Consider the following 16476-nt stretch of genomic DNA (forward strand, 5'->3'; position numbering starts at 1 on the left):
TTCTTTTTAGGGTAATGATTTATTTTAGCTTGATGGGCATGTGGTACTACCCCTAGATGGAGATGTCCATCCAACAATAGAAGGACAGGCGTTACTTACTGATTTGGAAGAAGAGGTATTAGGATTAGAGGAAATACAAACGAAATAATAAAACCTACTCTAACGAGTAGGTTTTTTCATCATTATTTATTTCTTTTCCTTCTTTTTGTTGTTGTGGGAACCATCACAATTTCCTTGGGCGTTTTGGGTGTTTCCACAGGCACAGGGTTTAGACATTTTATCTACCTCCTTTCTAAAAATTATTATAAAATTCATTAATATCAGTATATTATAATAGGAAAATTATGTCAATATTTTTGATATCATACTCTGATTTTCCCTTTTAATAAAAAGAAGAGTTATGGAAATCCCGAGCTCTTCTTTTTATTGCTCTTTTTCAAAACCAAATTCTTCGAATAATATAGATTGATGGTTTTACCGTTTCTTCACACCAGAGTTTAACAAATTGCATTCCTTTAATTATTTTGTATATGGGGTAGAGTCAACCAAACGCGGAAAACATACGCTAAGACATTATTTGGAAGGTAAAAAGACGATTTCTTTACTCTAAGCCATATAGGGTATTGAGATTTTGATTTTAAGATGAGTTTTGAAACAGTTTTAAGTACAATAACAGGTGCTTTTAAGAGTAGATTTCAGTAGTCTCATATTCCTGCGTTTTTGAGATGAGTGTAAAAATCCTTATGTATCAAGGATTCATTCCTTAGCGTATGTTTTCCGCGAAAAGTTGGTACTACCCCTAAAAGACTCATGGCTTGATCTATCCGAAGAAAATCCTTACAGTCAATTCCTTATGACCGTGATGGGTGGAGTAAATCAATTGGAGCGTGATCTTATTCGAATGCGTCAACGTGAGGGAATTGATCTTGCCAAAAAGGAAGGGAAATACCGTGGAAGAGTCAAGAAGTATCACCAAAAACATGCCGGGATTAACTATGCAGTAAAGCTCTATAAAGAAGGAAAAATGACCGTGAAGCAAATATGTGAAATTACAAATGTTTCAAGGTCAGCTTTGTATAGACGATTATCCGATCTGGATAATAATTGAATTTGTTGAGTTAAAGAGTAGAATAGTTTAATAACCAGATATAATTTATATAAAGAATCATCGGGTTAGTTGACCCCAATGATTCTTAATTTTATCTTGCTTTTCTTAGTTACGAAAAGATTATTAGATTTAAACCTGCAATTAACACAATAAAAGAAGCAAGTTTTTTTATTAATTCACGAGGTAGACGTTCAAAATATTTAAGCCCTAAGTTTACGCCGAACAATACAGCAACCGTTCCTAACAATAAATAAAGGAATAAGTTATTATTAAAATCCCCATTTATCCCATGAAGAACGATTGTAAAACAATTCATAATAACAAAGGACGCTTGAAGATTGGCATTATAGCTAGTTTTTTCTGCATAACGAAGAAGGAAATAGAATACGAAAAAGGGTCCTCCTACTGCAAATACCCCTCCAATTACCCCCCCAATAAAACCGATTAAGATGGGGAATATTGGTTTTTCGAAGGCTGGGGTATAAGTTTGTTTTCCATTTAAATATAGATAAATTACCATCCCAATAAGAACAAAACCTAATAGTTTTTTCATAATATCCATGTCACCAAAGAAATTAAGGAAAAAGAATGATAAAACACGACCAGCTAAAGCAGAACTTACAATATAAATAAGTTCTTTGACTTGAATGTATTTTGCGAATTTAATAGCTATGTTTAAAGACAAAATGACAGTCAAAGCCAATACTAATAATGTGCTATTCTTTAAACTTAACAAAGTAGGGAGAAGTCCCATAGAGAATAAACCAAAACCAAATCCGCTTGCCCCTTGAATAAAACTGCCGATAAATAAAATGGCTAATACCAAAATCAGTTCCCACATATGATCTCAGACCCCTTAGTTGAAATTGTATACTTTTATTTTTCTTTTCGCATGTTATCAATCATCTTATCTAAAACTCGATCAAATACAGCTATATCTTCTAGCGGAATCTCATCCATCAGTTTTTTTTCAAGGGAATTTGTATCCTGAAACCATAGGGATAGGTGATCTTTTGCCTTCTTGGTTAATATAACTTTCTTTTCCCGTTTGTCTGTTCCATCAATGCGAGTAACCCAACCCATTTGTTCCATTCTATAGAGAGTTTGGGACGCTGTGGATGCCTCAATGGAAAGTTGTTCGCAAATCTCAGATTGGGTTAACTCTTCGCTGAGTAATAATCGTACAATTACGGGCCACTGGCTACCTGTAAGCCCCGTATAAGAGATCATTTTATTTAGTTTTTTAGATACCAATCTACCCAAAATATTCACTCTATGTCCAAAGAGGTTATTCATCATCCTTATCCCACCCTTGTATGCAATTATTTAGTTTCCTAACTAATTATATGATGACAATATGGATTATACAATTAAATTTTGAAGTTTTAATATATCTTCTAAATTCATTCTTTTATGAACCGATACTAAAGCCGGATTCGATAGCGAAATAAACAAAAAAAGACGGTTCTTGATAATAAGCAGTAGGAGAATCGTCTTTTTAATTTCCATAATATGTATTAACGTACGTTTTTCACGTTTTGTCGGCGGTACCCCTTAAAGGAGTCTAGAACATCATTACGAACATTTCCCTAAGGGACTGGATAAAGGATAAGCCTTCATCTCCTGAGACACAATTAATTTCAAAAAACGCATTATAGAGGAGTTGGGAAACACTTCATTGCTTTTGCTTTTAAACGGAGTATCGAATCTGGTTTCGAAGGATTTATGCAGTTGACCTCCAAAACGGAGAGGATTCCCTACTATATTGGATTAGGGTGCAACTCAAATCGGAAAGAGCCATGATTTATTTTTTGATAATACACAGCCCAACGCTTAGTGACTGAATGTCAAATTTAAAAAGAGGTGTTTCTTTTATGGCTAGAAAAGATCGAATCTCATTCACGACTCGGACCGAAACCGGCTTGAAGGTTCAATTTGTGAAAAAAGCTGAATGGAACGATAGTTCATTTGATAGTGGATTTCCTGACGGTCTATACTCCATCCCACAAGAAACGAGGGCACCTCGATACCAATGTTTGGAAAATGTATCAATATTGTTTAGAACATGGAATTGACTAGTCAGAGCTAACGGATGAACAGTTAAGACAATTTGAGATCTAACTTGGAAATCAAACCCCTTCAATGCAATGGAAGGGGTCTTCTAATTTTTATAGTTGCTCTTTTGGATCTTAAACAAACACGTGTAACTGGTCTCTGTTATTTCACTGCTATCGGACCCCGTTAATACAACAAATTCGATCAAGTGTTATCTAGTCATTGCTCTTGAAAGTAAATTGAAAAGACCGTCAGGAACGAGTCTTAATTTTCCTTGTTGAAATTCATTAAAAGGTTTCCAGACTACTCGAAAAAACCATTATAACTGAATAGATTGAAAATCATAACAATTGGGGAGAATAAAAGTATAAAGTCGAGAGGAGAGACCAAAGATGACGGAAAAAGAGAAAGTCATTGACATTTACCGTCAAATATTGAAAGGGCATAGAGCTAGATTTCCTAATCATTTTTTCGTTGGGGAACAAGGCAAGAAGTATTTAGCCTACTTAACTCGTTATCTACTAGAAGAATATTTGAATATTCCCGTTAAAGACATTTCCAAACGAGTGAAAGCAGAAATCCTTTGGAACCACCGGTTGCGTCCTCCAGCCCAGTTTTTCGGATGGAACTTCCTTGACGTAATTCAAAACGCTTATCCTGGAAAATTTCAACCTTGGGAGTTTCGTCAAGTTTCGAATCATTACTGGTGTGGAACGGGAGGGCGAACAAGAGCAATCGAAACGGTCAAATATGTAATTGAAGTAAAATGCAACATTCCTCATCAAGAAATCCCTCAAAAGATAAACCATCACTTTTTTAGAGAACGTGGGCTTCTTGGCATTATTCGTCTATTTAATGATTCACCTTATCGAGTCATCAATGCAATCTATCCGGATCAATTTCATCCATGGCAGTTTTCAAATGTCCCGATGAATTATTGGAAGAATCCAATCCATGTGAAACAAAGAATGGACGTTCTTCTTTTTGAGGAAATTGGTTTTTCTTCCTATCAAGAAGCAATAAAAAATTTAAGAAAAAAATATTTTTTCCAATACAGACTCACCGGTCTATTCCAAATGGCTTTTGATTCACGATTATATAAGGTGAAGGAATGGATCGCGAAACAAATTATCAGAAAAGAGGATACAGGCGAAAAATTAATAATAGGGAGTTTATTAAGATGACATCTCGTTAATAATAGGGTTGAAATTCATAGTAGAGAGGGACAGGTATGGGCTTTATTAAGCGGACTTTCAAAAATATTTTTAAACGTCGCTCCCATGAAAAAGATTCTCCGAATCAAGAGGCCAAAGACAAGGAGCCATTATCTACTAGCTTACGGACAAATATTCAGAAGGTAAAAGATTCACTTGGAAACAGCAGCGATATCGTTATTCGAGAGATTTTAATCGGAACACAAGGAAGGATCAGAGCGGCGGTTTTTTATACGGATGGTTTGGCAGACACCAAATCCGTAAACAATTTCATCATGGAATCCCTGATGTTGGACATGCGTAAAATCGACCTCGATCAGAAAATTTCCTCCAGTAAAGATCCACTCTCCATTTTAAAAGATTTCGTATTAACCGTAGCTGAAATCAAAGAGGTTGCGGATTTTGAATCTTTATTCACGGCGGTGTTATCCGGGGATACCGTGATCCTGGTGGATGGATATAACTCTGGTTTTACCATTGGATTGAAGGGATGGGAAGACCGCGGGGTAACGGAACCTTCCGCTCAAACGGTGGTTCGGGGACCTAGAGAGGGGTTTTCGGAGAATATTCGAACGAATACGGCCCTGATAAGGAGAAAAATTAAAGATCCAAACCTATGGCTGGAAACTCGTCAGATTGGTAGGGTCACCAAAACCAATGTGGCTATTATGTATATAAAAGGAATCGCCAATGACAAGATTATTGAGGAAGTCCGCACCCGTTTAGATCGGATTGATATTGACGGAATTCTCGAAAGCGGCTATATCGAGGAATTGATCCAGGATGAAACCTATACTCCCTTTCCTACCATATACAATACAGAACGTCCGGATGCGGTTGCTGCTAGTCTTCTTGAGGGGCGTATCGCCATTTTGGTGGATGGTACCCCGTTTGTCCTGGTTGTTCCGGCGCTTTTCGGGATGTTCTATCAGGCTTCGGAAGACTACTATCAACGTGCGGATATCGGAATTCTGCTGCGATTGCTGCGCTATATTTGTTTTTTCATAGCCTTGATGGGTCCGTCCCTCTATATTGCTGTGACTACTTTTCATCAGGAAATGCTTCCGACCCAGCTCTTGATCAGTCTGGCCGCTCAACGTGAGGGTGTTCCTTTTCCCGCTTTTATCGAGGCGATTATGATGGAAGTGACCTTTGAAATCTTGCGTGAGGCTGGGGTGCGCATGCCGAGAGCGGTTGGACAAGCGGTATCCATTGTGGGAGCCTTGGTGATCGGACAAGCGGCTGTAGAAGCGGGAATCGTATCCGCGGCCATGGTCATCGTCGTATCGATTACTGCGATTGCTAGTTTTGTTTTTCCGTCTTTTAATATGGCGATCTCCGTGAGAATTTTGCGTTTTGGGCTCATGGGGTTAGCCGCTTCTTTTGGATTATTCGGGATTACCATAGGCTTAATTGCTCTCGTTCTTCATCTGTGTAGTTTGCGCTCCTTCGGTGTTCCGTATATGAGCCCCTTTGCTCCCTTTATTCTTTCCGACCAGAAAGACATGATTTTCCGTGTACCCTTGTGGGGGATGTTTTCTCGTCCCCGGTTAATCAGTCAGAAAAACGTGATCCGGGAGGATAATCCTCCAACCGCAAAACCCGATCCCCGGGAACAAAAAAGGAAAACCTGAAAAAGGAGGAACATCGATGAATCGAACATGTCGAATAGGGTTCATCTTGATCCTGTTGATCCCCCTTCTGACCGGTTGCTGGAATCGTCGGGAATTGAACGAATTGGCTATTGTAACTGCTTTTGCCTTCGATAAATTGGGAGATCAATATGTCGTGACTGCTCAAGTGGTGAATCCCGGCGAAGTGGCTAGTCAAAAAGGGGGAACGGGTGGTACCCCGGTATCGGTGTATCAAGAGAAAGCAGGAACCGTCTTTGAGGCCATTCGAAAAATGACAACGGTGGCTCCGCGAAAGTTATATGGCGCCCATCTCCGTATGCTGATCATCGGAGAGGAATTGGCCAAGGAAGGCATAGGCGAAACACTGGATCTGTTCTCCAGGGAAGCGGAAATACGGACTGATTTTTACATTGTAGTTTCTAAAGGGATCCAAGCTAAAGAGATTTTGAAAGTATTAACCCCTATGGAAAACATCCCGGCGAATAAGATGTTCTCTTCCTTAGAATCCTCAGAGAAAGCATGGGCACCAACGATAAGTATTACATTAGACGAACTAATCTCTAATATGGTTAGCGAGGGAAAGCATCCGATGCTGACCGGAATTTACATCAAAGGGGAGCAAGGGTTGGGGGAAAGCAAACAGAATATAGAACAGATTGATTCTCCTGCGAAATTAACTTATGCTGGCCTGGCTGCGTTTAAAAAGGATAAATTAATGGGCTGGCTTAATGAGACGGAAAGTAAAGGGTTTTCCTTTATCGACGATAAAGTGCAAAGTACGATTGTGGCCTTTCCATGCCCTAAAGGGGGGAAGCTGGGTGTGGAAATCATACGAAGCAAAACCCATGTCGAGGGGAAGGTAAAACAAGGAAAACCCGAAATCGATGTGAAAGTTCGGTCGGAAGCGAATGTAGGGGATGTAGAATGTAAAGATCTGGATTTAACCAAGACCCAAACGATATATGATCTGGAAACGAGAACGGAAAAGGAAATCCAAGATCAAATAGAAGCCGTTATAAACAAGGCTCAAAAAAAATATAAGGCGGATATATTCGGTTTTGGGGAAGCGATCCATCGCGCAGACCCTCCATATTGGAAAAAGAAAAAGAAGAATTGGGATCAGACCTTTTCAGACTTGCCGGTGAATGTAAAGGTAGAAGTAAAAATCCGTCGGATCGGTACGGTTAACAATTCGTTTTTAAAAGAGTTAAAGGAGTAGATTGAATGTGGGCAACTGTAGGAATCCTTTTCATAAGCGGTATTTTGGCCATGATGGAAGTTCCTTCGCTTTTTAAAAAAAAGCTACGAAAGGAATTGTGGGTATTTTCCATCCTACTTGTATGTGGCACCGGACTCAGCATCGCGATGGTACTTAATAAGGAGATCCCGAACCCCCTCGATTGGATCACGGCCCTTTATAAACCATTCAGTGATTTCCTCTACGGTTTGTTGAAGTAGAAAGGGGTGAAAAAATGTTAGAGAACGGTAAAATCGGGATAAAGCAATTTACTATACTAGTCATTATGTTTACCATCGGCGGCAGTGTCTTGGTAGCTCCATCCCAACTTGTTTCTCAAGCGAAACAAGACGCTTGGATTGCTTCCATAGTAGGAGTAGCGATAGGGTTATTATTAGTGTTATTGTACAGCCATCTCGGCAGTCGGTTTCCGGAGATGACTCTTGCTGAATATTGCGAGGAAATTCTGGGGAAGTGGCTGGGGAAAATTGTTTCCTTCCTATTTTTTATCTATTTTTTTCTTCATGCTGCCGGGTTGCTTCGCGCTATTGGGGATTTTATGACAACACAAATTCTGCCGGAAACGCCGATTCAAGCGATTCATATCATTTTCTTCATGATTGTCGTGATGGGGGTGCGTTTAGGACTTGAGACGTTTGCCCGTGCATCAGAAATTTTACTTCCCTGGGTGCTATTTCTGTTTTTTATTTTGGTTCTATCCATTGCCCCTCAAATAGAATTGCAAAAAATACAACCTATACTGGAAGAGGGAATCAAACCTGTCATGGCAGGTACCTTTCAAGTTCTTGGCCTTCCTTACTTACAACTGGTGATGTTATTAATGATATTTCCATATGTTAATCGAAACCAAGAAGCCAAAAAAGCCTTTTTGCTGGGAACATTGATGGGAGGTATCCTATTAATTGTCATCACATCGCTGAGTATTTTAGTTCTTGGTCCGGATCTTACTGAGAGACAAATGTATCCAAGCTATACATTAGCCAAAAAAATCAATGTGGGTAACTTTTTGCAGCGGGTAGAGGCTATGGTAGCAGGTATTTGGTTTATTACGATCTATTTCAAGCTGGCCATTGTTTTTTATGTATCTACCGTTTCCTTTGCCCAAACGTTCAAACTGAAGGATTATCGCTTTCTGATCTTTCCCTTGGGGATGATCATTATCGTCTTATCTATTACAAACTATCCTAATATTGTCTATTTTCAATCATTCATTGCAAAGATTTGGACACCTTATTCCTTAACTTTTGGACTGTTCTTCCCGATTTTATTGGCGGGAGTGGCTGCATTTCGAAAAAAGCAGGGGACAGGAACGTCGAACAAATGTTTATAAGACGATGAGCCAATTACTGTTTTTTGACAAACACTTGCTGATATAATTTCAGTCATTTAAAAGGAACGATGAAAAGATGCTTGAAAACGGAAAAATAAAGGCACGTCAATTTATGATATTAGTGATCATGTTTACTGTAGGGACTTCCATCTTGCTTACACCATCCCTTCTTGCAACCGAAGCCAAACAAGATGCTTGGGTCGCTGCTATTATTGGCACCTGCGCAGGTTTATTATTGGTATGGTTATACAACACGCTAGGGAAACTCTTTCCCCGTATGACCTTGGTTGAATATAGTCAGATCATTTTAGGAAAATGGGCCGGAAAAGCCATATCCCTTTTATTTCTAACGGTTCCTTGCATCCTCAAAACAAACAGAGGAAGAAGAAGGGTCAAGAAACCACTGTTAAGGCAACCAACTATGACTTCGTATCGATATACTGAAAATAACTATCCTTCTTTGCTAACTAACTGTTTCAGGCTTTTAACCGCATCCATCGCATCAGAGCCTTTAGCAGAAATAATCACCTCCGATCCTGATCTAACGGCTAAACTCATAACGCCTATAATACTTTTTGCATTTAATTTTTTGTTTCCATCCTCGATATATATTTCTGAAGCAAAACGGCTTGCTTCTTGAACAAAAAAAGCGGCTTGACGTGATTGAAGACCATTCTTTAATTTGATTAACACTTTCTCTTGAACCATCTTTTATTCCTCCTAATTTTTAGTATCATATTACCAATTAAACCTTAACCTTATACCTTTAGTATATTAATAGAGTGTTAATTTTTGGTATTTGGTATCATGAAATATAACAATAATGATTACAAAGGTGTTGAAATCGGTAATAAAAAACTTCATCAAAAAGAAGATTGAATAAATTTTTTAGCCCTTAAATTGTCATATGAAGGGCTTTTTAACATAGATGATATTTGATTAGTTATTAAGCTATCGGGATTCGATAGCAGGGGAACGGGATCGGCATCCGTACCCTGCTTCGCTGCTACGGTAACGGGAGATTAGTTCAACAAGAAAACTAAATGATACAACTAATTACTTTTGTTCCATACTATACGAAACCAAAGTGATAAGGTGATGGACCGTGGAAAAAGAAGAAAAAGACCTTCATAACAACTCTTGGAGAAAACGCATTTGGAAATTTATTTGGCAGGACTCTCCGTTACCGTTTTTGTTAGAGATAAACGCGAAATTAAAACCTTTCGATAAAACACTCAATATTGTTTGGTTCGTGATCTTTCTAGTTTCGTTATTTACATCTTTCCGCTCATTGATAACAGTGTACTGGGTTGTAACAATGCCGATTGTCTTACTTGCAGTAATCAGTATTATAATCCTTTTTCGCAAGGAATTCGGAAAACAACGATACGTTCAACTTTTTTTAGCAATGGGTATGATGGGAATTTCTCAAGAATGGGTTGACTTACCCTCTTTTTTTAAAAATGAATATGAAGTAGTCGAAGGAGTTCCTAGTAAGTTTGAATACTACTTATCTCGACAATCAAGCTATTGGGAAGTTGTGGTTGATAATGTTGAATTCCGTTTTGGGGATATTGAAGAATCTCCCGATAGGTGGATTATCATTCGTTATCTTCCTCATTCTAAGTTCGTTCTGGACTATGAAATCTTAAATATAGAGGAAACACGAAAAAAATTACAATCGATGAATTGAACAAACGGGATTCGATAGCAGGGGACAGGATCGTGATCCGTCCCTTGCTGCATTGTTGCGGTAACGGGCATAGTTTAAATAAAGGATAAAAAAGTATTATAATCAACTAAATAATGTAAAAAATAAAAACAGGTGATTATATGGACGATTTTGAACGTATGTTGGAAAAAATGCTCCAATCATCAAGAGAAGAAATAAAAAATTCAAACATTCAAATCGATGAAGATAAATTAAATAACTTCAAAAACATTATTTCAGAGTTAGTAAACATCAGAAATGAATATGCACATAAACTTCCTCAATTACGAACTTCAACTGAAAAGGATATTCTTAAGTTTGAATATTCAAAGGGTGGTGAAGTATTACATAGAGGATATTATTGTCCAAGTCCAGTTTTAGATTTAATCGTTGGTAATGCTAAAAGAGGAAGACTTTTGAAAAGAAAACCTGACTTTGGAAAATATTCTTATGAATACGGTTTTGACATGGAAAATAGGCTGATTAGGGTAAGAGGAGTAAATGAGTTTACGACTCCAGATAGTCGATATGATGAAGAGTATTTGATTTACAACAAAAACATTGTTATCGGGTTAGGGTTTGATAATATGGGACAAATAAATACAGTGTCCAGATGTACCTATGACAATGGAAATATCGTTAAATATGAATATTGCGTTTGTGGATTGCAAGAGTACGCAGACCTTTATTACGAAGATTACTTCTACAAAAACAATATATTTTCGGAAGTAAGTGTATTTAATGTAACTCCACAAATTGAATTGTACGATGAACAAAAATATGAGGTAGAACTTGATGAAGAAGGAAAAATAGTTAAGTTAGTTAGAGGTTTTATAACAAATGGAGTTTTGGAAAGAACTGTTTACAATTATAAGAAGTAAATTACCGAAAATAACTTTTTCCTGAACTAACGGAGATCTATAGTTGAGGAGCTGGGACGACAACAGCTCCTCTTTTACATTGTTGAAAAACCGGGCATTAGAATAGCGAAATAAATTCATTGGAAATAAATCATATTTTTACTGAACCATTTTTAAACTCAGAGCGAATATAGAGTGAAGAAATCATTCGAACAGGAAGTGAAAGGATGAAATCATGAGTGATCAAGAACTAAGATGCTGGTTGGAACAGGCTGTTAATGGGGATGGACTCGCTTTTGAAAAGATATATTTGTACACCCGTGATGATGTTTATAGAACGGTATCTTTTCTCGCGGGTAATCCGCACGATGTAAACGACATCGTAAATGAAGTCTATATTCAGTTATGGAAATCACTAACTAAATACGATTCGAGTCGTCCTTTTCGTTATTGGTTGCATGGATTAGTCGTTCGTCAAGTTCATGATTGGCGAAGGAAAATTTGGAGGAGACTCCGATTAATAAATCGACAAAAAGAAATGAGTACGGGTGAAACAATCGTTCAGACTGACGACCATACTTTACAAAATGAAACACGCGATGAAATTGTTTCAGAAGTTCAAAAGTTATCGTACAAACTTCGAGCTGTTATTACACTACGATATTTTCATGACTATACACTTGAGGAAATTGCCACACTGCTTGAGATACCTATTGGTACGGTTAAGTCAAGGCATAATCTAGCGATAAAAGAACTTCGTAAAAAGTGCGGAAACTTAAAGGAAGGAAAGGTGAGTTTATTTGATGTCCATTGAAAATCAATTACGCGAAAAGTTACATAACCATGCCAAGAAAATGAAATTCCCAAATGAACTCGATCAACGTGTTCGTACATCTTACGAGTTACATCTTTATGGGGAAAGTAAAGGGAAACAGAGAAAACCTTTACTGACCTTTGTGTTAGCTGCCATGCTCTTGATCCCCACATCTGCACTCGCTTATAGTTTGTTAGCAGATGATATATATGGATCGTTTGATCGATTGAAGATGAAGATTGCAACGGCTACCATGGAGAAATATCTGCTTTTCAACGCCAAATTAACCACAGCTAAATCGGAACTTGGTGATAAAAAGTACGACGAATTTAAAACTTTGGTAAAAGCAGTGACTTCGGCAAAAATGGAATATGGAAACAAGAACGGAGATATTGATTACGATCATTTACCAAAAGAAAAAATTGATGAAATTAAGAAAGCGAAAGCAGCTATACAGCCATATTTTGATGAATTAAATGGTGAAAAATCAACAAAAGAGGTATTGACTGCGCAAGAATTTGTAATGTACTTAGAAGCTGAAATGACCATGGAAAAAATCAGGGCAAAGACAGGGATGAATCCGATTTATGATGCAAACGATGTTCCAATAGAGTATCGAGAACAATATAAAAAAGCGTGGGAATTTTACAAATACGTTGATGAAAAACGCTAGAAGTTATAATTGGAAATTGACTTTCGAGGAGTCGATATGAATCACTCCTCTTTTTTTTATTTAAGTAACGGAGATCGATTGTTAGATAAGGTGGGCTTCGTTCGGCAGTTCTTTTTTTGTTCAGCTAAAAGGAAGTCATGGTATTATGTTTACAGCAATAGGATGTAACAATTTGGAAAAAAACTTACTCGGAGGTTTATTTATGAAAAGAAAATTAGTTTCTGTTCTTGGTTTTGTAGGAGTTCTCGCACTATCAATTGGATTTATGAATGACTTTGAAAGCACAGAAGTATTGGTAAAAGAACAACCAATATCAGAAATTGCGTCTTTAGGAGCAAACATTGAAGATGGAGATCAATATAGAGTTGTAACAGTGGAGGAACAAGAAATGCGAGAAAAAAGGGACGTTACTACGGTTATAACAGCAGAAGAACAAGAAATGGTAGAGAATTCGTCAACTTTAGCAGGGTTTGTTCCGCAGGAAAAAGGGACAGGGTTCTATTTTAAAAAAGAAAAATAATGACAAAAAGCTCGGCATTTGCCGAGCTTTCGTGATTCTTTTTTTATTTCGTTCGTATTTGGAAAATTATCGTAAAATTAAAAAGTAACCCAAGGATAACCGCAAACGTCTAACAAATAACTGATATATGGAGGTGTGTGATGAAAAAAATAATATTGTATTTTGCTCTACTTTCTGTTTTTATGATGATGCTAGTGGGTTGTAGCGAACAGGAAACATTAAAAAGAGTGGATGTTCAAGAAATCAATTCAGATGGAAAATACGGTGAAAACTTTGCTACGATTACAGACAAGGAATCGATCGATTTATTAAGAACGACTTTTGAAAAAGTGAAGTGGGAATCGAACACGAAAGTTGAAATGTCTAGAAAAGAGGATGTATTAGCTACTTTATTTTTCGAATTTGATAAAAATATGCCTGAATATAGGATTTGGTTTAATAGTGACGGTACTGCAACCATTATCAGTAATAATGAAAAAGAAGGTTATGGAAAATTAGATAAAGAAAATGGTGAAATTTTAAAAAGCACGTTATTAAAGCAATTTAAAGAAAAAAATGATACTCCATCATCTTCGTCTAAAAATCCAGTTGCTCAATATCTTGAACAAAAAGGATACAAGGTGCTTTCTATCGAAGGCAGCGTTGAAACCTATGAATTATCAAAAGAAAAAATCACAACCTCACCATACGCGATTGCTTGGGGATTACAAACGGTTGAACCAAGTGAATATTTTGGAAAAACAGTTGATATTCAAAAATTCGTTGTGGAAAATCATCCGCTTGATAATTGGGAATCAAATAATGTTAAATCGAAAGGTAAAACAGAAGTGTATGTTTATGTTGTTGATGGCAAAGCTATCGGAGGCACTTCATTACCTGTTACAGATGATGTATCAGTAAGAGGCGGGTATTGGTCATTGGACGGAAAAACACTTGAAGAAGTACAAGGCAAAGATTTGACAACATGGCAGCAAGAATGGGATAAAAAGTACAAATAAAATTATTCCACTATCGGGTTTCGATTGTTCGACAACTGGGCTGCATCCGGCAGTCCAGTTTTTGTTCTGCTAAAGGGCAGGTTACTAATATACATTTAATCAAATTTAGGGAGATAATTCTATGTTCGATTTAGATAAAACAAGAGAAAAAATCATTGCTTTGGATGAGTCAGATGCTAAAAGCATTGTAATGATGACCGCAGCTTATTTAGAAATGGCAAAAGATGAAAAAGGTGACTTTACAAGTAAAAAATGTGTAGATGCACTAATAAAGATATTAAATAACATCCCTGAACCAGATGTACTAAAAGAGATGTATAAGAAAAAGCAACAAGAGAAATAAACGTCAGTAAGAAGGCAAGGGATGATAAAAGGCATCTCCCTTGCTGTTTCTATTTTTTCCAAAAAATAGAAACAGCATTAAAATGTATTCAGGTAGTTATTGAGTTAACGGGGCAGTTTAATACGGATTGAAACCAAAATGACTTGGAAGTGAGAAAATGACTCAGTATTTCTTTTATTTGATATTGTCATTCGCGATGCTTATGGGTATGTCAGCATATCTGTGGCATCTTTACAAAATGAAAAAGAAAAATGGAGATTCTTATAAAATGCCGATTAAGGACACTCTTGTAGTCACTTTCTTTATTCTGCTATCAGGGTCTCTATTCGTTCATTTTCTAACAGACCTGCCTAATGTTTTGGCTGATAAGACAGAACGATACGAAGGAAACTGTGAGATTGTTATATTCAGTGGCAGAGGAGGGCGATTGGAAGCCAACTTTGAAGACCGTAGTATAATATTTCCGACACAAGATTATCGAAAAGCAGAAGAAGGAAATTATTATTGTGAAGTAGAGTATTATCCGCGAACAGAACAGGGAAAGTCATTGAAACTTTATGAATCAAAGGGTGGAAAAGCAGTAAAAATAAAGTAGCCATTTCATCTTCAACGCTAACGGAGATCGATAGCATGGGAACGTAATCGGCATCCGTTCCCTGTTTCGTTGCTGCGGTAACGAAGCAGTTTAGTTAAACTGTTGAAATTCAGATTGGATATATATGGTATAATAAAGAGGTATTTTTAAACTTTTCAGCGGTGGTGAATGATGATAAAAAATCACAAAGATATAGTTGATTTAATACAAAACGATGACATGATAATGGAGATACTTAATATAGTTAAGTCCCTTAAACTGTTAGATTGTTGGGTTTGTGCAGGGATTATTCGTAACAAGATTTGGGATGCTTTGCATGGTTTTGAAGAACCAACCGAGATAACAGATGTCGATGTGATTTATTTTGATTTAAGCCATATTGATGGAGAAATAGATAAGTCTATTGAAGAAAGATTATGCGCCGTAAATCCGAAAATAAACTGGTCAGTAAAAAATCAAGCAAGGATGCACAGGCGAAATGGTGACCATCCTTATAAATCAACAGAAGATGCAGTATCTAAATTTCCTGAAACAGCAACAGCAATTGCTGTTCGTTTGAATGAGGAAAATAGCATTGACTTGCTAACACCTTGCGGAATTGAAGACCTTATAAACTTGATAGTTAGACCAACGAAACATTTTATCCAAAACAATTTTATTAAAGCTAAAATTTACGAAGATAGGTTACATAAAAAAAATTGGGAAGCACGATGGCATAAACTCAACATCATTCATATGGCTTAGAGGTAGTTTCACTTTTCCCCGCTTATTAAGGCTATTTGAGATCGATAGTAGGGAGAGGGGTGATTTATACAAATGAACTTATATATTAGATTAGCGGAAGTAGGAGATGCATCCTTAATACATGAAGTGATGATTAAAGCATTTTTGGAATACAAAAATGAAATTCCACCTTCGAGTGCATTATATGAAACGATTGAATCCATTACTGATGCTTTACAGAAAGAGGATGAACAGGCTGCCATTTGTTATAAAGATAGCAAGCCAGTAGGTCTCGTACGTTTTAAATTCAAAGAAAATGGTGTTTACTTTTATAGGCTGTCAGTGCTACCAGAAAAGCAGGGAAAAGGGATAGCCAAAGCCATATTGAACTGGTTAGAGGGTTATGCAATAAAAAATTCAAAACCAAGTATTTTTTGTAAGGTTCGTTTGACAATACCAAGAAATATCAAATTATATAATTCTCTAGGCTATTATATTTACGCCGAAGAAGTGGTTAATAAACCGAATGGAATAAAAATACGAGTGGTCTCTATGAAAAAACAACTTGGTAAAGAACTTTAATACTTTACTAAACATTCCTGTATAGGCTAAGAAATCGTCTTTGCCAAAAAAGGAGCGC

18 protein-coding genes and 2 pseudogenes are annotated in these 16476 nt (G+C 37.0%); 17 read left to right on the forward strand and 3 right to left on the reverse strand.

What is annotated here, in order from left to right; translation table 11 throughout:
• Positions 1-799: 799 nt before the first annotated feature.
• Positions 800-1108, forward strand: a pseudogene (locus ABLT31_RS13590) (helix-turn-helix domain-containing protein); the annotation flags it as partial.
• A gap of 109 nt (positions 1109-1217) precedes the next feature.
• Here ABLT31_RS13590 and ABLT31_RS13595 read toward each other — a convergent pair.
• Positions 1218-1949, reverse strand: coding sequence for a TSUP family transporter (locus ABLT31_RS13595; protein WP_367752392.1), 732 nt, complete (start codon positions 1947-1949; stop codon positions 1218-1220).
• A gap of 35 nt (positions 1950-1984) precedes the next feature.
• Positions 1985-2407, reverse strand: a complete 423-nt coding sequence (locus ABLT31_RS13600; protein WP_367752394.1) for a MarR family winged helix-turn-helix transcriptional regulator — start codon at positions 2405-2407, stop codon at positions 1985-1987.
• 1148 nt (positions 2408-3555) lie between these two features.
• On the opposite strand from ABLT31_RS13600, the gene ABLT31_RS13605 reads away from it, so the two are divergent.
• From ABLT31_RS13605 to ABLT31_RS13630, 6 genes and pseudogenes are all read left to right on the forward strand, one after another.
• Positions 3556-4347 carry a hypothetical protein gene (locus ABLT31_RS13605; protein WP_367752396.1) on the forward strand — a complete coding sequence of 264 codons (792 nt, stop codon included), beginning with the start codon at positions 3556-3558 and terminating at the stop codon, positions 4345-4347.
• A gap of 47 nt (positions 4348-4394) precedes the next feature.
• Positions 4395-6011, forward strand: a complete 1617-nt coding sequence (locus tag ABLT31_RS13610) for a spore germination protein (RefSeq protein ID WP_367752398.1) — start codon at positions 4395-4397, stop codon at positions 6009-6011.
• A gap of 16 nt (positions 6012-6027) precedes the next feature.
• Entirely contained in the window at positions 6028-7230 is a 1203-nt protein-coding gene (locus ABLT31_RS13615; RefSeq protein WP_367752400.1) for a Ger(x)C family spore germination protein, read from the forward strand.
• 5 nt (positions 7231-7235) lie between these two features.
• The gene (locus tag ABLT31_RS13620; protein WP_367752402.1) at positions 7236-7469 is read left to right on the forward strand and encodes a hypothetical protein; all 234 of its coding nucleotides are present in this window, start codon (positions 7236-7238) and stop codon (positions 7467-7469) included.
• Between the two features lie 14 nt (positions 7470-7483).
• Entirely contained in the window at positions 7484-8599 is a 1116-nt protein-coding gene (locus ABLT31_RS13625) for a GerAB/ArcD/ProY family transporter (RefSeq protein WP_367752404.1), read from the forward strand.
• 76 nt (positions 8600-8675) lie between these two features.
• Positions 8676-8939, forward strand: a pseudogene (locus ABLT31_RS13630) (GerAB/ArcD/ProY family transporter); the annotation flags it as partial.
• A gap of 110 nt (positions 8940-9049) precedes the next feature.
• Here the strand turns inward: ABLT31_RS13630 and ABLT31_RS13635 are convergent.
• On the reverse strand, positions 9050-9307 hold the full coding sequence (locus ABLT31_RS13635) for an HPr family phosphocarrier protein (RefSeq protein ID WP_367752406.1): 258 nt from the start codon (positions 9305-9307) through the stop codon (positions 9050-9052).
• A 397-nt stretch (positions 9308-9704) separates the two neighbouring features.
• On the opposite strand from ABLT31_RS13635, the gene ABLT31_RS13640 reads away from it, so the two are divergent.
• From ABLT31_RS13640 to ABLT31_RS13685, 10 genes are all read left to right on the forward strand, one after another.
• Positions 9705-10292 carry a hypothetical protein gene (locus tag ABLT31_RS13640; protein ID WP_367752408.1) on the forward strand — a complete coding sequence of 196 codons (588 nt, stop codon included), beginning with the start codon at positions 9705-9707 and terminating at the stop codon, positions 10290-10292.
• 140 nt (positions 10293-10432) lie between these two features.
• Positions 10433-11191, forward strand: coding sequence for a hypothetical protein (locus ABLT31_RS13645; RefSeq protein WP_367752410.1), 759 nt, complete (start codon positions 10433-10435; stop codon positions 11189-11191).
• A gap of 214 nt (positions 11192-11405) precedes the next feature.
• Positions 11406-11984, forward strand: coding sequence for a sigma-70 family RNA polymerase sigma factor (locus tag ABLT31_RS13650; protein WP_367752412.1), 579 nt, complete (start codon positions 11406-11408; stop codon positions 11982-11984).
• A complete protein-coding gene (locus ABLT31_RS13655) occupies positions 11974-12657 on the forward strand; it encodes a DUF3600 domain-containing protein (RefSeq protein ID WP_367752414.1) in 684 nt (227 codons plus the stop codon). Before ABLT31_RS13650 ends, ABLT31_RS13655 begins: the two co-directional genes overlap by 11 nt.
• A gap of 202 nt (positions 12658-12859) precedes the next feature.
• Positions 12860-13177, forward strand: coding sequence for a hypothetical protein (locus ABLT31_RS13660; RefSeq protein ID WP_367752416.1), 318 nt, complete (start codon positions 12860-12862; stop codon positions 13175-13177).
• A gap of 140 nt (positions 13178-13317) precedes the next feature.
• On the forward strand, positions 13318-14175 hold the full coding sequence (locus tag ABLT31_RS13665) for a hypothetical protein (protein ID WP_367752418.1): 858 nt from the start codon (positions 13318-13320) through the stop codon (positions 14173-14175).
• 121 nt (positions 14176-14296) lie between these two features.
• Positions 14297-14518, forward strand: a complete 222-nt coding sequence (locus ABLT31_RS13670) for a hypothetical protein (RefSeq protein WP_367752420.1) — start codon at positions 14297-14299, stop codon at positions 14516-14518.
• A gap of 238 nt (positions 14519-14756) precedes the next feature.
• Positions 14757-15113 carry a hypothetical protein gene (locus ABLT31_RS13675; protein ID WP_367752422.1) on the forward strand — a complete coding sequence of 119 codons (357 nt, stop codon included), beginning with the start codon at positions 14757-14759 and terminating at the stop codon, positions 15111-15113.
• Positions 15114-15284: 171 nt separating this feature from the next.
• Positions 15285-15857: a nucleotidyltransferase family protein gene (locus tag ABLT31_RS13680; RefSeq protein ID WP_462976491.1), complete on the forward strand. Its 573-nt coding sequence runs from the start codon at positions 15285-15287 to the stop codon at positions 15855-15857.
• A gap of 72 nt (positions 15858-15929) precedes the next feature.
• Positions 15930-16418: a GNAT family N-acetyltransferase gene (locus ABLT31_RS13685; RefSeq protein WP_367752426.1), complete on the forward strand. Its 489-nt coding sequence runs from the start codon at positions 15930-15932 to the stop codon at positions 16416-16418.
• Positions 16419-16476: the final 58 nt, after the last annotated feature.

The organism is Ammoniphilus soli, from assembly GCF_040813775.1.

What these genes read in the sequence shown, in the direction of transcription:
- ABLT31_RS13665 (WP_367752418.1), top strand. Translation starts at nt 13,318, where the DNA reads ATGAAAAAAATAATATTGTATTTTGCTCTACTTTCTGTTTTTATGATG.
- ABLT31_RS13595 (WP_367752392.1), bottom strand. Translation starts at nt 1,949, where the DNA reads ATGTGGGAACTGATTTTGGTATTAGCCATTTTATTTATCGGCAGTTTT.
- ABLT31_RS13610 (WP_367752398.1), top strand. Translation starts at nt 4,395, where the DNA reads ATGGGCTTTATTAAGCGGACTTTCAAAAATATTTTTAAACGTCGCTCC.
- ABLT31_RS13670 (WP_367752420.1), top strand. Translation starts at nt 14,297, where the DNA reads ATGTTCGATTTAGATAAAACAAGAGAAAAAATCATTGCTTTGGATGAG.
- ABLT31_RS13605 (WP_367752396.1), top strand. Translation starts at nt 3,556, where the DNA reads ATGACGGAAAAAGAGAAAGTCATTGACATTTACCGTCAAATATTGAAA.
- ABLT31_RS13620 (WP_367752402.1), top strand. Translation starts at nt 7,236, where the DNA reads ATGTGGGCAACTGTAGGAATCCTTTTCATAAGCGGTATTTTGGCCATG.
- ABLT31_RS13635 (WP_367752406.1), bottom strand. Translation starts at nt 9,307, where the DNA reads ATGGTTCAAGAGAAAGTGTTAATCAAATTAAAGAATGGTCTTCAATCA.
- ABLT31_RS13655 (WP_367752414.1), top strand. Translation starts at nt 11,974, where the DNA reads ATGTCCATTGAAAATCAATTACGCGAAAAGTTACATAACCATGCCAAG.
- ABLT31_RS13625 (WP_367752404.1), top strand. Translation starts at nt 7,484, where the DNA reads ATGTTAGAGAACGGTAAAATCGGGATAAAGCAATTTACTATACTAGTC.
- ABLT31_RS13650 (WP_367752412.1), top strand. Translation starts at nt 11,406, where the DNA reads ATGAGTGATCAAGAACTAAGATGCTGGTTGGAACAGGCTGTTAATGGG.
- ABLT31_RS13680 (WP_462976491.1), top strand. Translation starts at nt 15,285, where the DNA reads ATGATAAAAAATCACAAAGATATAGTTGATTTAATACAAAACGATGAC.
- ABLT31_RS13675 (WP_367752422.1), top strand. Translation starts at nt 14,757, where the DNA reads ATGAAAAAGAAAAATGGAGATTCTTATAAAATGCCGATTAAGGACACT.
- ABLT31_RS13685 (WP_367752426.1), top strand. Translation starts at nt 15,930, where the DNA reads ATGAACTTATATATTAGATTAGCGGAAGTAGGAGATGCATCCTTAATA.
- ABLT31_RS13660 (WP_367752416.1), top strand. Translation starts at nt 12,860, where the DNA reads ATGAAAAGAAAATTAGTTTCTGTTCTTGGTTTTGTAGGAGTTCTCGCA.
- ABLT31_RS13600 (WP_367752394.1), bottom strand. Translation starts at nt 2,407, where the DNA reads ATGATGAATAACCTCTTTGGACATAGAGTGAATATTTTGGGTAGATTG.
- ABLT31_RS13615 (WP_367752400.1), top strand. Translation starts at nt 6,028, where the DNA reads ATGAATCGAACATGTCGAATAGGGTTCATCTTGATCCTGTTGATCCCC.
- ABLT31_RS13645 (WP_367752410.1), top strand. Translation starts at nt 10,433, where the DNA reads ATGGACGATTTTGAACGTATGTTGGAAAAAATGCTCCAATCATCAAGA.